This window comes from Stenotrophomonas sp. 10N36 (genome assembly GCF_056395005.1).
The window spans coordinates 78869-92830 of the sequence record NZ_JBFTIS010000002.1 but is presented as its reverse complement, the minus strand read 5'-3'; the positions used below and the strand labels follow the sequence as shown (position 1 = coordinate 92830).

Here is a 13962-nt window from a genome sequence, read left to right as displayed (position 1 = left end):
CTGGATCAGTGTTGGGCCGCGCTGCCGCCGATCAGGGCGGTCAGCTCGTCGGTACGGGTGCGCAGCAGGGCGGCGTCACCACGGGTCTCCACGTTCAAGCGGAGCAGGGGTTCGGTGTTGGAGCTGCGCAGGTTGAAGCGCCAGTCCTTGAATTCGGCGCTGACACCGTCGGTGTTGTCCAGGGTCGGCTGCTCGCTGGCGTAATGCGCCATCACGCGGGCAACGGTGGCCTTGGCATCGTCGACGCGGAAATTGATCTCGCCGCTGCACGGGAATGCCTGCATGCGGTCGGCAACCAGATCACCCAGCGACGTGCCGGTCTGCGATACCAGCTCGGCGATCAGCAGCCACGGAATCATGCCCGAATCGCAGTAGGCGAACTCCCGGAAGTAATGGTGCGCGCTCATCTCGCCGCCGTAGATGGCGTCTTCGGCGCGCATGCGCTCCTTGATGAACGCATGGCCGGTCTTGCTCATGATCGGCACGCCACCGGCCTGCTGCACCATTTCCACGGTGTTCCAGGTCAGGCGCGGGTCGTGGATGATCTTGCCGCCCGGGTAGCGCTTGAGCAGCGCGGTGGCCAGCAGGCCCACCAGGTAGTAGCCCTCGATGAAGTCGCCCTTCGCGTCGAAGAAGAAGCAGCGGTCGAAATCACCGTCCCAGGCAATGCCGAAATCGGCACCATGCTCGCGCACGGCGGTGGCGGTGGCGGCGCGGTTTTCCGGCAGCAGCGGATTGGGAATGCCGTTGGGGAAACTGCCATCGGGCTCATGCTGGATGCGGATGAACTCGAAGGGCAGGTGCGGCGCAAGCTGGTCGATCACCAGGCCGGCGCCACCGTTGCCGGCGTTGACCACGATCTTCAGCGGCTTCAGGACGCTGCGGTCCACATAGCCCAGCAGGTGCTCGATGTAGGCGCTCTTGTCGGTGTCCTGGCGCAACTGACCGTTGCCGCCTTCCGGCAGCGCAGTGTCAGCGGCGGCGTAGTCACGCACGTCGAACAACCCGGTGTCGCCGCTGATCGGGCGCGCTTGCTCACGCACCAGCTTCATGCCGTTGTAGTCCATCGGGTTGTGGCTGGCGGTCACCATCACGCCGCCGGCGGCCTGCCGGTGGAAGGTCTGGAAATAGACCTCCTCGGTGCCGCACAGCCCGATGTCGATGATGTCGCGGCCCGAGGCACGGAAGCCCTCGGCCAGCGCCTGATGCAGCTCGGGGCTGCTCAGGCGGATGTCGTAGCCCAATACCACCGGGCCCGGGCCCAGCAGCGTGGCGGTTCCTGCACCAATGCGCTTGGCCAGCGGCGGGTTGAGTTCTTCGGGCACCCGGCCACGGATGTCATAGGCCTTGAAGCAGGGAAGCGTCATCAAAGAAGTCCTTTTTGGGGTGACCGTCGATTATAGCGACAGGCCCCGTAAGGGCGCGTCAGCCTGCCCGGCCCGCGTACTCGCCTGTATTCAGCTTGCGTGATGCCTGCGCCCCGGCCCCGTAAGGGTGGGCGCAGGCAGGCCGTTCCACCCGCCCCTGGCCGGGTCAGGCCAGCGCGGCGCGCAGCGCCTCGTCGGCGTGCTGCAGGATCGTGTCCATCTGCTGTTCCACGCCCACCCACAGCGGCAGGCGCACCAGACGCGCGCTGATGTCGTCGGTAACCGGCATCGCCGAACCGCAGCGGCCATGTTCCAGCCCGGCCGGCGACGAATGCAGCGGGATGTAATGGAAAACACTCTGCACACCGCGCTGCTTCAGCTCGGCGATGAAGCGGGTGCGTACCTCCAGCGAGGGAAGCAGCAGGTAGTACATGTGCGCATTGTGCGTGCAGTCGGCCGGTATGCTGGGACGCTGCACGGTGCCTGCGCGCTCATGCGCCTCGGCCCAGGCGTGGTATCGGTCCCAGATGGCCAGGCGCTGGTCGGTGATCTGCCCGGCCGCATCCATCTGCGCGGTCAGGAACGCCGCGGTGATCTCACCGGGCAGGAACGAGGAGCCCACGTCCACCCAGGTGTACTTGTCGACCTGGCCGCGGAAGAAGCGGCTGCGGTTGGTGCCCTTCTCACGGATGATCTCGGCGCGTTCGGCGTAGGTGCTGTCGCGGCAGAGCAGCGCGCCGCCTTCGCCGGAAATGATGTTCTTGGTTTCATGGAAGCTGAGCGCGCCCAGCTCGCCGATGGTGCCCAGCGGGCGTCCCTTGTAGGTGGACATGATGGCCTGCGCCGCGTCTTCCACCACCACCAGCCCATGCCGCGCGGCGATGTCCATGATCGTGTCCATCTCACAGGCCACGCCCGCGTAATGCACCACGCAGATGGCCTTGGTGCGCGGGGTGATCGCCGCCTCGACCAGCTGTTCGTCGAGGTTCAACGTGTCGGCACGGACGTCGACGAACACCGGAATGGCGCCACGCAGCGCGAACGCATTGGCCGTGGAAACGAAGGTATACGACGGCATGATGACCTCGTCGCCTTCCTCCAGATCCAGCAGCAGCGCCGCCATTTCCAGGGCCGAGGTGCAGCTGTGGGTCAGCAGGGCGCGGGCGGCGCCGGTGTTCTGCTCAAGCCATGCGTGGCAGCGTTTGGTGAACGGGCCGTCGCCGGACAGATGGCCGTTGGCATGTGCCTGGGCGATGTGCTCCAGTTCGCTACCCGTCATGAATGGTTTGTTGAATGGAATCACGATGGCTCTCAGGGTAGGTGTCGGGGCGGGTCAGGCGACGGATCGGGACAGGACGACCACGCCCAGCATGATAATCAGCGTGCCGGCGATCTTGTAGGCGTCCAGCTGTTCGCGGAAGAGCACCGCGGCGAACAGGGCGACGATGAAGAAATTGATCGCCATGTACGGGTAGGCACGGCTGAGCGGCATGCGGCTCAAGGCGGCCATCCAGCACAGCGATGCGCCGAAGGCGGCCACGAAGGCCGAGATCACCCACGGCTTCAGCAGCAGCTGCAGCAGGTTGAGGGGTTGGATCGGGCTGGCCAGAAGATGGCCGTGCAGTCCCACCTGCCACTTCAGGACAAGTTGTCCGTAAGCAGTCAGCAGGATGGTCATGCCGATGAATACATAGCTCATGCAGAAAGGCGCCTGGAAAATAAGGGCGGCAGGCAGGCCCCGGTGTCGGGACGTGCCTGCGGAAAGAGGGGCATCATGGGCGGCGCAACGCGCTCGATCGCGCCAGCCTGCGGTCCAGATGGTAGGTGTCCAGTGCAGCGTACAGCCGGAGGCCGGCCTTGGCCCATTGCCGCTGTACGCCGTAGTTCCAGACCTGGGTCGAGATGATCAGGCGCTGCAGCGACTGTTGCGCGTAGTGGTGCGCCAGGTGGCCGAGCAGGCGCCCATAGTGGCCGCGGCGCTCGAAATCGGGGTGGACCGCATTGAGCACGATGTCGACGGTGTCGCCATGCCGGTCACAGGTGGCGAACCCGGCAATGGCACCGCCGTCGGTGACCACCCAGGTGGCGGCGCGGTCGGGGGTGTCGTCCAGCCGGCTCTGGGCCCACTCGACGTAGCCGGCGTGCACCTTGTCCTGGGGCAACAGGGGGTTGGCGGCGTAGTGGGCGCGGTAGCCCTGGAAACTGGCCGCGGCGATCAGGGCGATCGCGTCACGGTCGGCGGCCGTGGCGACACGGACATTGGGGGCCAACGCGCCCGATCCGGCGGCCAATGGCATGCCGTGGTAGACCAGCGTGTCGGCATGGATGACGAATTCTCCCTGCTGCTGCAGCGCGGTGGCGATGTCCGAGCGTCCTGCGGCAGTGCGCAGGATGATCAGGTCGGCCGCCGAGCGTGCGACCGCCGCCACGATGGTGGACAGGGCGGTGTCCTCGTCGAACGCAGCGCGCTCGACCAGGATGCCGAAACGGGCCGAATCCAGGGCGGCCGGTACAAGGCCGGAGACGGCATTCATGCCGCGTCCTTCCAGGTGTCCTGCCAGACAATGAAAGCCGGCCGCTGCTTGGTCTCGTAATGGATGCGGCCCAGATAAAGCCCGACCACGCCCAGGCTGGCCATGATGAAGCTGCCCACCAGCCAGACCGAGGCGAGGATGCTGGTGAAGCCGGCCACCTGGATGTCACCGGCCAGGTAGCGGAGCATCGCGAACAGCGCGATGCACACGCCCACTGTGGCCAGTGCGAACGCAAGGGACATGACCAGCCGCAGCGGCTTGTCCGAGAAGGACAGCACGATCCGGGTGGCCATCTGGATCAGCTTGCGCAGGCTGTAGCCGCTCTGGCCTTCGGTACGCCGTCCGTGCGACACCGGGATGGCGCGCGTACGGAAACCGGTCCAACGTGCCATCAGTGGCAGGAACCGGTCCATCTCGGGCATGCCGTTCATCGCATCCACGACTTTCCGGCTGTACGCCCCGAAGTTGGCCGTCGAGGCGTCATAGCGGGTATCGGTGAGCCAGCCAAGCGTGCGGTAGAACAGGCGCGAACCAGAGCGCTTGAGCCAACTGTCCTGGCGTTCGACGCGCTGGCCGAGCACGATCTCGTGTTCGCCATCCAGGCCCGCCAGCAGCGCGGGAATCTCTTCCGGAACGTCCTGCAGATCGCAGTCCATGACCACCACCGTCGCCCCCCGCGCGCGGGACAACCCGGCGCTGATGGCGGCGTGCTGGCCGAAATTGCGCGACAGCCTGAGCCCCCGCACGGCGGCCGATCGCGAACTGATCTCGCAGATGCGGCGCCACGCGTTGTCCGGGCTGTCATCGTCCACCAGAATCAGCTCGTGGGTCAGGCCCGCACCGGACAGGCTGGCGCCTACCCGGTCGGCAAGATCCTCCAGACAACTGGCGCACCCGTACACAGGCACGACCACCGACACGTCGGGGGGCGTGCCCGGAAGGCCACTCACCGCGGTTTCATCGCAGCCGATCACGGCAGGCACCTATCTGGAGGGAGCGGACAGTGTGGATCAAAGTGCCGCTTCCAGCTCCGGCAGCAGCGTGAACAGATCCCCCACCAAGCCGATATCGGCGATCTCGAAGATCGGCGAATCCGGATCCTTGTTGATCGCCACGATGGTGCCGGCGTCCTTGATGCCGGTCAGGTGCTGGATCGCACCGCTGATGCCGACGGCCACGTACAGCTCCGGGGAGATGATCTTGCCGGTCTGGCCCACCTGCAGGTCGCTGGGCACGTAGCCGGCGTCCACGGCGGCGCGCGAGGCACCCACGGCGGCGCCGAGCTTGTCGGCCAGCTGGAAGATCACCTTGAAGTTCTCTTCCGAGCCCACGCCACGGCCGCCGGACACCACGCGCTTGGCGCTCTGCAGGTCCGGACGGTCGGTGGCACCGGCGGCGAGGCCGATGAAGCGGGTGTGCGACGGCAGGGTCGCCTCCACGCTCGCCGCTTCAACCGCGGCGCTGCCGCCCTTGGCCGCTTCCGGCCAGGACGCGGCACGCACGGTGGCCACGACGATCTGGTCGGCCGGGACCTCCACGGTGATGATCGCGTTGCCGGCGTAGATCGGGCGCTTGAAGCTGTGGCTGCCTTCGACGGTCATCAGGTCCGAGACCTGGTTGACGCCCAGCAGGGCTGCCACGCACGGCATCAGGTCCTTGCCGAAGGTGGTCGACGGGCCGAACACGTGGGTGTAGCCGGTGGCCAGCGCGGCGATCTGCGGCGCCAGTACCTGGGCCAGCGCCTGCGCGTTGGCCGGGTTGGCCACGGTCAGCACCTTGGCTACGCCCGCCAGTTGCGCGGCCTCGGCGGCCACGGCGGCCGGGTCGGCGGCCAGCACCAGCACGTCGATGCTGGCGCCGCTGATGGCGGCGGCGGCGCTGACGGTCTTGGCGGTGGCGGCGTTGAGCTTGCCGTCATGGTGTTCGGCAACAACGAGGATCTTGGTCATTACAGCAACCCCTTCTGCTTGAGTGCAGCGACCAGTTCGGCCGCATCCTTGACCATCACGCCCTTGCTGCGCTTGACCGGCGCGGCGTACTGGGTGGTCTTGAAGGTATCGGCGGCGTCCACGCCGAGGTCAGCCAGCTGCAGGGTCTCCAGTGGCTTGGCCTTGGCCTTCATGATGTCGGGCAGCTTGATGAAGCGCGGCTCGTTCAGGCGCAGGTCGGTGGTGACCACGGCCGGCAGATCCACTTCCAGCGTTTCCAGGCCGGCGTCGACTTCACGGGTGACCGTGGCCTTGCCGTCGGCAATGTCCAGCTTGCTGGCGAAGGTCGCCTGCGGGCGGCCCCACAGCGTGGCCAGCATCTGCCCGGTCTGGTTGGCATCATCGTCGATGGCCTGCTTGCCCAGGATCACCAGGTCCGGCTGTTCCTTCTCGACCAGCTTGAGCAGGGTGCGCGCCGCGGTGAGCGGCTGGATGGCCTGGTCGGTCACGACATGGATGGCGCGATTGGCGCCCATGGCCAGGCCGTTGCGCAGGTGCGCCTGGGCATCGGCGGGGGCGATGGTGGCGACCACGACTTCGGTGGCGATGCCCTTGTCACGCAGGCGCAGGGCTTCTTCCAGCGCGATTTCGTCAAAGGGGTTGGGCGACAGCTTGACGCCGTCGGTGACCACGCCGGAACCGTCCGGCTTGACCTGAATGCGGACGTTGTAGTCCACCACGCGCTTGTACGCGACGAGGATTTTCATCTGCTGCTCGATCCTTGTAGTGCCGGCCGCTGGCCGGCTCACAGTAACGGGGAACGTCCGGTCCTGGACTGCAACCGGTTCGGGGGGTGGGACCCGGATTCTAACTGGCGAAGGTCGACCATGCGAATGCGTATGGTTATGCTGCATTGCCGCACGCCTGCGCGCGTGGCACCGCCGCGTTCACCTGCGGCAGGCAGTCGTGAAGACAGGCGCGATGTATCCTGTTCCGCTGTGTCGGAGGTTCGTGAATGCGACGCCCCGACCAATATCCAACAGGAGAACAGGTAGTGCCCACATGGCTTGTCACCGGCGGTGCCGGATTCATTGGCGGTAACTTTGTCCTCGAAGCCGTCGCCAAGGGCGTGCGGGTGATCAACCTGGATGCGCTGACCTACGCGGGCAACCTGAAGACCCTGGCCCCGCTGGAGGGCAACCCGGACCACGTGTTCGTGCACGGCGACATCGGCGACCACGCGCTGGTGGCCCGCCTGCTGGCCGAACACCGGCCTGATGCGGTGGTGAACTTCGCCGCCGAGAGCCACGTCGACCGCTCCATCGACGGTCCCGGTGCGTTCATCCAGACCAACGTGGTCGGTACCCTGGCCCTGCTGGAAGCGGTGCGCGACTACTGGAAGGCGCTGCCGGCCGACAAGGGCGCCGCGTTCCGCTTCCTGCATGTGTCCACCGACGAGGTGTACGGCACGCTGGGCGAGACCGGCAAGTTCAGCGAAACCACCCCGTTCGCGCCCAACTCGCCGTACTCGGCGTCCAAGGCCGCCTCGGACCACCTGGTGCGCGCGTTCCACCACACCTACGGGTTGCCGGTGCTGACCACCAACTGCTCCAACAACTACGGTCCGTACCACTTCCCCGAAAAGCTGATCCCGCTGGTGATCGCTAAGGCGCTGGCCGGCGAGCCGCTGCCGGTGTACGGCGATGGCAAGCAGGTGCGCGACTGGCTGTTCGTGTCCGACCATTGCGAGGCGATCCGCACCGTGCTGGCCAAGGGCCAGGTCGGCGAGACCTACAACGTCGGCGGCAACGCGGAGAAGGAAAACATCGAAGTGGTGCACGCGATCTGCGCGCTGCTCGATGCCCGCCGGCCGCGCGAGGACGGTCAGCCGCGCAGCAGCCAGATAACCCACGTGGCCGACCGCCCGGGGCATGACCGCCGCTATGCGATCGACGCCAGCAAGTTGAAGAACCAGCTGGGCTGGGAACCGACGTACACCTTCGACCAGGGCATTGCCTTCACCGTCGACTGGTACCTGGACAACCAGGCCTGGGTGAACGGCGTGCTTGACGGCAGCTACCGCCTGCAGCGTATCGGCACCGCCGCTTGAGTGGCACTGCCCCACAGACTGAGGAACACCGCATGACTCAACGCAAGGGCATCATCCTGGCGGGCGGCTCGGGCACGCGCCTGTACCCGATCACCAAAGGCGTCAGCAAGCAGCTGCTGCCGGTGTACGACAAGCCGATGATCTACTACCCGCTCAGCGTGCTGATGCTGGCGGGTATCCGCGATGTACTGATCATCAACACGCCGCACGAGCAGGCGCTGTTCCAGGCGCTGCTGGGCGATGGTTCGCAGTGGGGCATGAACATCCAGTACGCCGTGCAGCCGAGCCCGGACGGGCTGGCGCAGGCCTACCTGATCGGCCGCGACTTCGTCGACGGCAAGCCGAGCTGCCTGGTGCTGGGCGACAACATCTTCCACGGCCATGGGCTGAGCCAGCTGCTGCGCAGCGCGGACGAGCGCGCGTCGGGTGCCACCGTGTTCGGCTACTGGGTGAACGATCCCGAGCGCTACGGCGTGGCCGAATTCGATGCGGCCGGCAAGGTCATCGATCTCGTCGAGAAGCCTGCGCAACCGCGCTCCAACTATGCGGTGACCGGCCTGTATTTCTACGATGGCCATGCCAGCGATTACGCCGCCGAACTGAAGCCGTCGCCCCGCGGCGAGCTGGAAATCACCGACCTCAACCAGCGCTACCTGCGCGAGGGCAGCCTGCACCTGGAAGCCCTGGGGCGCGGGTACGCCTGGCTGGATACCGGTACCCACCAGTCGCTGCTGGAAGCGTCCAATTTCATCGAAACCATCCAGACCCGCCAGGGCCTGCAGGTCTGCTGTCCGGAGGAAATTGCCTTCGGTCGGGGCTGGATCGATGCCGCGCAGCTGGAAGCACTGGCGGCGCCGCTGATCAAGAACGGTTACGGCCAGTACCTGCACAAGCTGGTGCAGCGCGGTGTTGTGCCGTGAAAGTAATCCAGACTTCGCTGCCGGGCCTGGTCCTGCTTGAACCGGTGGTGTTCGGCGATGCCCGTGGGTTCTTCTTCGAAACCTGGAACGCCGAGCGCTACGCGGCGCAGGGCCTGCCCAGCAGCTTCGTGCAGAGCAACGTGTCCTCGTCCAGCAAGGGCGTGCTGCGCGGCCTGCATTACCAGTGGCCGCGGCCACAGGGAAAACTGGTGACGGTTCTGCAGGGCGAGGTCTACGACGTCGCCGTGGACATCCGTCGTGGTTCGCCCACGTTCGGTCGATGGGAGGCGTTCATCCTGAGCGGGGAAAACCGCCGCCAGCTGTGGATTCCGCCGGGCTTCGCGCACGGGTTCGCGGTCCTGTCCGACGATGCGCTGTTCAATTACCTGTGCACCGATGTGTACGTCAAGGAAGCCGACGCCAGCGTGCGCTGGAACGATGCCGACATTGCGGTGGACTGGCCGATCAGTGCGCCGACGCTTTCATCCAAGGATGAGCAGGCGCCGTTTCTGCAGGACATTCCCGCCGAGCGGCTGCCGGTCTACCTGCCGTGAACGTGCTGGTGTTCGGTGGCAATGGCCAGGTTGGCCAGGCGTTGCTGCGTACGCTGGCACCGCTGGGCACGCTGGTGGCGACCACCCGCAGCGGTGCATTGCCCGATGGCAGCCCCTGCGAGGTAGCCGACTTCGACGATCCGGCGTCGTTGCCTGCCTTGCTGGACCGGATCGGTCCGGACGTGGTGGTCAACGCCGCGGCGTATACCGCGGTGGACCGCGCCGAAGCAGATCCTGATGCGGCCTGGCGTGCGAACGCCGAGGCGCCCGGCGTGATCGCCCGCTGGTGCGCGGCAGCCGGCGTGCCGCTGCTGCACTATTCCACCGACTACGTGTTCGACGGCACCGCCACGCGCCCGTACCGCGAAGACGATCCCACCGCGCCCCTGGGCGTCTACGGCACCAGCAAGCTTGCCGGCGAGCAGGCGATCCGCGCGGCCGGTGGCCGCCACCTGATCTTCCGAACGGCATGGGTGTATGCCGCGCACGGTGCCAACTTCCTGCGCACGATGCTGCGCGTTGGCGCCGAGCGCGATGTGCTGCGCGTGGTGGCCGATCAGATCGGCACACCCACGCCGGCCACGCTGATTGCCGATGTCAGCGCGCACATCCTGCAGCAGCGTCTTGCGCTGTCGGGGACGTACCACCTGACCGCGACAGGTGCCACCAGTTGGCACGGGTTCGCCGAGGCCATTTTTGCCGAGGCCGTGGCGCGGGGCATCCTGCCGCGTGCACCGCGGGTAGAGGCGATCACCACGGCCGAGTATCCAACCGCCGCCCGCCGGCCTGCGTACTCGTGCCTGGACGTGCGCCGGCTGCAGTCCGACGCCGGGTTGCAGCTGCCTGCCTGGCAGGACGGTCTGGCCAGCGTGATGGACGCCGTTCGCGGTCACTGAACGTGCCGCGGCGCGGCAGGGGAACGGCAGGCCCACCCGCTACAATGCCCGCTTACATCAACGAGGTGAGGGCGTAGATGAGCAAGTCCCCAGATACGGCCGGCCGGCGCAGCAAGCGCTACGCCAGCGCCGCCGAGGCGCTGCACGGCGTGGTTGCCGATGGCCAGACGCTGGCGGTGGGCGGTTTCGGCCTGTGCGGCATCCCCGAGGCGCTGATCGCCGCGCTGCGCGACAGCGCGGTCAAGGGCCTGACGGTGATCTCCAACAATGCCGGCGTGGATGGCTTCGGCCTGGGCCAGCTGCTGGAAACCCGCCAGATCCAGAAGATGATTTCGTCCTACGTGGGCGAGAACAAGGAATTCGAACGGCAGTTCCTGGCCGGCGAGCTGGAGCTGGAGTTCAACCCGCAGGGCACCCTGGCCGAGCGCCTGCGCGCCGGCGGTGCCGGCATCCCGGCCTTCTTCACCGCCACCGGCTACGGCACGGTGGTGGCCGAAGGCAAGGAAACCCGCGAATTCGACGGCAAGCACTTCGTGCTGGAAACCGCGCTGCGCGCCGACGTGGCCCTGGTCAAGGCGTGGAAGGCCGACGAGGCCGGCAACCTGGTGTTCCGCAAGACCGCGCGCAACTTCAACCCGGCCTGCGCGATGGCCGGCAAGGTCTGCATCGTCGAGGTTGAAGAAGTGGTGCCGCTGGGCAGCATCGACCCCGACCAGGTGCATCTGCCGGGCATCTACGTGCACCGCATCGTGCACAACCCCACGCCTGAAAAGCGTATCGAACAGCGCACCGTCCGCGCGGAGGGCAACTGAGATGGCTTGGACCCGCGATGAAATGGCCGCGCGCGCAGCGCGTGAGCTCACCGATGGCGCTTACGTCAACCTGGGCATCGGCCTGCCGACGCTGGTGGCCAACCACATTCCCGAGGGTGTGGGTGTGTGGCTGCAGTCGGAGAACGGCCTGCTTGGTATCGGCCCGTTCCCGACCGATGCCGAGGTCGATGCCGACCTGATCAATGCCGGCAAGCAGACCGTTACCGCGCGCGCTGGCGCCAGCTATTTCGGCAGCCACGACAGCTTCGCGATGATCCGCGGTGGCCACATCAACCTGGCCATCCTGGGCGCGATGCAGGTGACCGCCAGCGGTGATCTGGCCAACTGGATGGTGCCGGGCAAGATGGTCAAGGGCATGGGCGGGGCGATGGACCTGGTGGCCGGCGTGCAGCGCGTGGTGGTACTGATGGAGCACACCGCCAAGAACGGCGAGCACAAGATCCTGCCCGAGTGCACGCTGCCGCTGACCGGCGTGGGCGTGGTCGACCGCATCATCACCGACCTGGCCGTGTTCGACGTGACCGACACCGGCCTGGTGCTGGTTGAAGCCGCACCGGGCGTCGGCATCGACGAGCTGAAGGAAAAGACCGGCGTGGCCTTCGACCAGGCCTGACCCGGCGTGCCGGGGTGCCCGTGCAAGCGGGCGCTCCGGCCACCCACGAGGACCGCATGGACCTGCATCTGCGCGACGCCGACGTACGCTGGCACCGCCACTGGCTGGCGGCTGCCGATGCCGATGCCCTGCAGCGCACCCTGCGCGAGCAGGTGCCGTGGGAGGTGCACCGCATCCGCATGTTCGGCCGCCAGGTGGACTCGCCGCGGCTGAGCTGCTGGATGGGCGACCCGGCGGCGCGCTACCGCTATTCGGGCACCGACTTCGTGCCCGCGCCGTGGCACCCGGCGTTGCTGCCGCTGCGCGAGCGACTGGCGGCGTTCTGCGGGAGGGACTTCAACAGCGTGCTGCTCAATCGCTACCGCGACGGTGACGACGGCATGGGCTGGCACAGCGACAACGAACCCGAGCTGGGTCCGGCACCGCTGATCGCCTCAGTGAGCCTGGGTGCCGAACGCCGCTTCGCGCTGCGCCGTCGCGACGACCATGCAAAGAAGGCCGAAGTGGTGCTGGGCCATGGCGACCTGCTGCTGATGGGCGGCGCCACCCAGCGCCATTACCAGCACGCGCTGCCGAAAAGCACCCGGCCGCTGGCCGAGCGCATCAACCTTACTTTCCGCTGGATTGACGCAGCCGGGTCGGCGTGACCTGCGCCTGCTGGTAATCGGCCTGGCCGCTCACCAGCGTCCAGCCCACCACCTCGGACGTGGTCGCCTGCAGGCCCTGCTCGAACGCGCGGGCGACATCGGCGGTGGCGGTGCTGGGCACCGGCTGCTCCTGGCGGAAGGTGCGGTCGGCAACCACGCGCTGGTCCACCACGTGGATCAGCTTGGCGTTCACTTCGATCAGCGCGGTGGGCGTGGTCTGGCCGCGGTAGTCGGCCTCGAAGCGGCGCACATCCAGCGCCAGCTTGTAGTCGGCGCGGATGCCGGTGGTGGCGCGGGCCACCCCTTGGATGCGGCCGGAATCCTCGAAGCCGCGCACCAGGGCGTCATCCAGCATGTCGGTGGCCGGCTGCGCCCAGCTCACGCCCTTGTACACCTCCAGCTCGGAGGGGGAGGGGCGCACGTTGATGCGCGGGCTGTCGACCACGCGTGCGGCGCTGGGCTTCACCAGCACCAGCTGCCAGTCGACCTTGGGCCAGCTGGGGTCGGCCTGGATGCGCACGACCGGGGAATAGATGGTGACCGCGCTGCGTTCGTTGCTGCCCAGCAGCGAGCAGCCGCCCAGCAGGGCGAGCATCGCCGCCGGCAACAGGATCCGGGTGAGAGTCGGGCGGCTCATTTGGGTTCGAACTCCTTGGGCGCGTCACGGCCCAGCAGATAGCGTGCCGGGTTGTTGTCGAGGCGGTCGCTGACCCGGCGCAGGTCGCGGATCAGCCCGCGCAGCTCGGTCAGGGTCGGGCCAAGCTGGGCCAGGCCATCGTTGGCGAAGCTGTTGATCGCCGCACGGTTCTCGCCGAGGATCGAATCGGCATTGCCGGCGGCCGAATCCAGCTTGCTCAGGGTGGTTTCCAGCTTGTCCAGGATCGGCGGCAACTGCTGCACCAGGTTCTTGTCCAGGCGCTGGATGGTGCCGTTGGTGCTCTTGAGAGTCACATCCAGGCTGCGCGCGGCGTCGCGCGCGCTGAGCAGCAGCGCCTGGGTGCCCTGGTCGCGGTCGGCCAGGCCGCCGCTGATGGTTTCCAGGTTGGCCAGGGTGGCGTTGATGCTGGCCACGTTGCGGTCGCTCAGCACCTGGTCCATGCGCTCGACGATGCGGTTGGCCACGTCGGTGATGTTCTGCAGCGCCGAGGGCGTGGTCGGAATGATCGGCGCCGGGTCCTTGTTGACCGCGGTCAGCGCAGCGGCCTGCGGGGTGCCACCGCTGAGCTGGATGATCGACGGGCCGGTCAGGCTGGTGATGGCCAGCTTGGCGCGGGTGTCGGTCTTGATCGGGGTGTTGGAGTTCAGGCGGATGCGCGCCACCACCTGGCGCGGGTCATCCGGCACCAGGTTCAGTTCGGTGATCGAGCCGACCGCGATGCCGTTGTACTGCACCGGGCTGCCTACCGTCAGGCCGGTGACGGCCTCGCGGAAGACCACCCGGTACTCGGTCCAGGTGCGGTCGGAGGAGTACTTGGCCGCCCACAGGCCGAAGGCCAGCAGCGCCAGTCCCACCACCAGGGTGAAGGCGCCGATCAGGACGTAATTGGCTTTGGTTTCCAT

The 13962-nt window shown here is 67.2% G+C and carries 16 protein-coding genes; 7 read left to right on the top strand and 9 right to left on the bottom strand.

Going from position 1 to position 13962, the window contains the following annotated elements:
• Positions 1–5 precede the first annotated feature (5 nt).
• The 7 genes from AC1DCJ_RS04030 to AC1DCJ_RS04000 all read right to left on the bottom strand — a co-directional run bounded on the left by AC1DCJ_RS04030 (position 6) and on the right by AC1DCJ_RS04000 (position 6596).
• A complete protein-coding gene (locus tag AC1DCJ_RS04030; protein ID WP_141058482.1) occupies positions 6–1367 on the bottom strand; it encodes a phosphohexomutase domain-containing protein in 1362 nt (453 codons plus the stop codon).
• Positions 1368–1533: 166 nt separating this feature from the next.
• On the bottom strand, positions 1534–2670 hold the full coding sequence (gene rffA / locus AC1DCJ_RS04025; RefSeq protein ID WP_478070176.1) for a dTDP-4-amino-4,6-dideoxygalactose transaminase: 1137 nt from the start codon (positions 2668–2670) through the stop codon (positions 1534–1536).
• A gap of 30 nt (positions 2671–2700) precedes the next feature.
• Positions 2701–3087 carry an EamA family transporter gene (locus AC1DCJ_RS04020; protein ID WP_478070266.1) on the bottom strand — a complete coding sequence of 129 codons (387 nt, stop codon included), beginning with the start codon at positions 3085–3087 and terminating at the stop codon, positions 2701–2703.
• A 52-nt stretch (positions 3088–3139) separates the two neighbouring features.
• Positions 3140–3901, bottom strand: a complete 762-nt coding sequence (locus tag AC1DCJ_RS04015; RefSeq protein ID WP_478070175.1) for an N-acetyltransferase family protein — start codon at positions 3899–3901, stop codon at positions 3140–3142.
• Entirely contained in the window at positions 3898–4851 is a 954-nt protein-coding gene (locus tag AC1DCJ_RS04010; RefSeq protein ID WP_236546164.1) for a glycosyltransferase family 2 protein, read from the bottom strand. The genes AC1DCJ_RS04015 and AC1DCJ_RS04010 overlap by 4 nt, the downstream gene beginning before the upstream one ends.
• Before the next feature lie 60 nt (positions 4852–4911).
• Positions 4912–5850, bottom strand: a complete 939-nt coding sequence (locus tag AC1DCJ_RS04005) for an electron transfer flavoprotein subunit alpha/FixB family protein (RefSeq protein WP_038690631.1) — start codon at positions 5848–5850, stop codon at positions 4912–4914.
• The gene (locus AC1DCJ_RS04000) at positions 5850–6596 is read right to left on the bottom strand and encodes an electron transfer flavoprotein subunit beta/FixA family protein (protein ID WP_121042567.1); all 747 of its coding nucleotides are present in this window, start codon (positions 6594–6596) and stop codon (positions 5850–5852) included. The genes AC1DCJ_RS04005 and AC1DCJ_RS04000 overlap by 1 nt, the downstream gene beginning before the upstream one ends.
• A 287-nt stretch (positions 6597–6883) precedes the next feature.
• Between AC1DCJ_RS04000 and rfbB the strand changes: the two genes are divergently transcribed.
• From rfbB to AC1DCJ_RS03965, 7 genes are all read left to right on the top strand, one after another.
• Entirely contained in the window at positions 6884–7939 is a 1056-nt protein-coding gene (rfbB, locus tag AC1DCJ_RS03995; protein ID WP_448135226.1) for a dTDP-glucose 4,6-dehydratase, read from the top strand.
• 32 nt (positions 7940–7971) lie between these two features.
• Positions 7972–8859 carry a glucose-1-phosphate thymidylyltransferase RfbA gene (gene rfbA, locus AC1DCJ_RS03990; protein WP_159495671.1) on the top strand — a complete coding sequence of 296 codons (888 nt, stop codon included), beginning with the start codon at positions 7972–7974 and terminating at the stop codon, positions 8857–8859.
• On the top strand, positions 8856–9413 hold the full coding sequence (rfbC, locus tag AC1DCJ_RS03985; RefSeq protein WP_159495672.1) for a dTDP-4-dehydrorhamnose 3,5-epimerase: 558 nt from the start codon (positions 8856–8858) through the stop codon (positions 9411–9413). The genes rfbA and rfbC overlap by 4 nt, the downstream gene beginning before the upstream one ends.
• Positions 9410–10309: a dTDP-4-dehydrorhamnose reductase gene (gene rfbD, locus AC1DCJ_RS03980; RefSeq protein ID WP_478070174.1), complete on the top strand. Its 900-nt coding sequence runs from the start codon at positions 9410–9412 to the stop codon at positions 10307–10309. Before rfbC ends, rfbD begins: the two co-directional genes overlap by 4 nt.
• 77 nt (positions 10310–10386) lie before the next feature.
• Positions 10387–11121 carry a CoA transferase subunit A gene (locus AC1DCJ_RS03975; protein WP_137191108.1) on the top strand — a complete coding sequence of 245 codons (735 nt, stop codon included), beginning with the start codon at positions 10387–10389 and terminating at the stop codon, positions 11119–11121.
• 1 nt (position 11122) lies between these two features.
• Positions 11123–11755 carry a CoA transferase subunit B gene (locus tag AC1DCJ_RS03970; protein ID WP_478070173.1) on the top strand — a complete coding sequence of 211 codons (633 nt, stop codon included), beginning with the start codon at positions 11123–11125 and terminating at the stop codon, positions 11753–11755.
• Positions 11756–11811: 56 nt separating this feature from the next.
• Entirely contained in the window at positions 11812–12402 is a 591-nt protein-coding gene (locus tag AC1DCJ_RS03965) for an alpha-ketoglutarate-dependent dioxygenase AlkB family protein (RefSeq protein ID WP_478070172.1), read from the top strand.
• Here the strand turns inward: AC1DCJ_RS03965 and AC1DCJ_RS03960 are convergent.
• Positions 12365–13039 (bottom strand): ABC-type transport auxiliary lipoprotein family protein, encoded by a 675-nt coding sequence (locus AC1DCJ_RS03960; RefSeq protein ID WP_478070171.1) that lies wholly within the window; start codon positions 13037–13039, stop codon positions 12365–12367. The genes AC1DCJ_RS03965 and AC1DCJ_RS03960 overlap by 38 nt on opposite strands.
• Entirely contained in the window at positions 13036–13962 is a 927-nt protein-coding gene (locus tag AC1DCJ_RS03955; RefSeq protein ID WP_038690607.1) for an MlaD family protein, read from the bottom strand. Before AC1DCJ_RS03955 ends, AC1DCJ_RS03960 begins: the two co-directional genes overlap by 4 nt.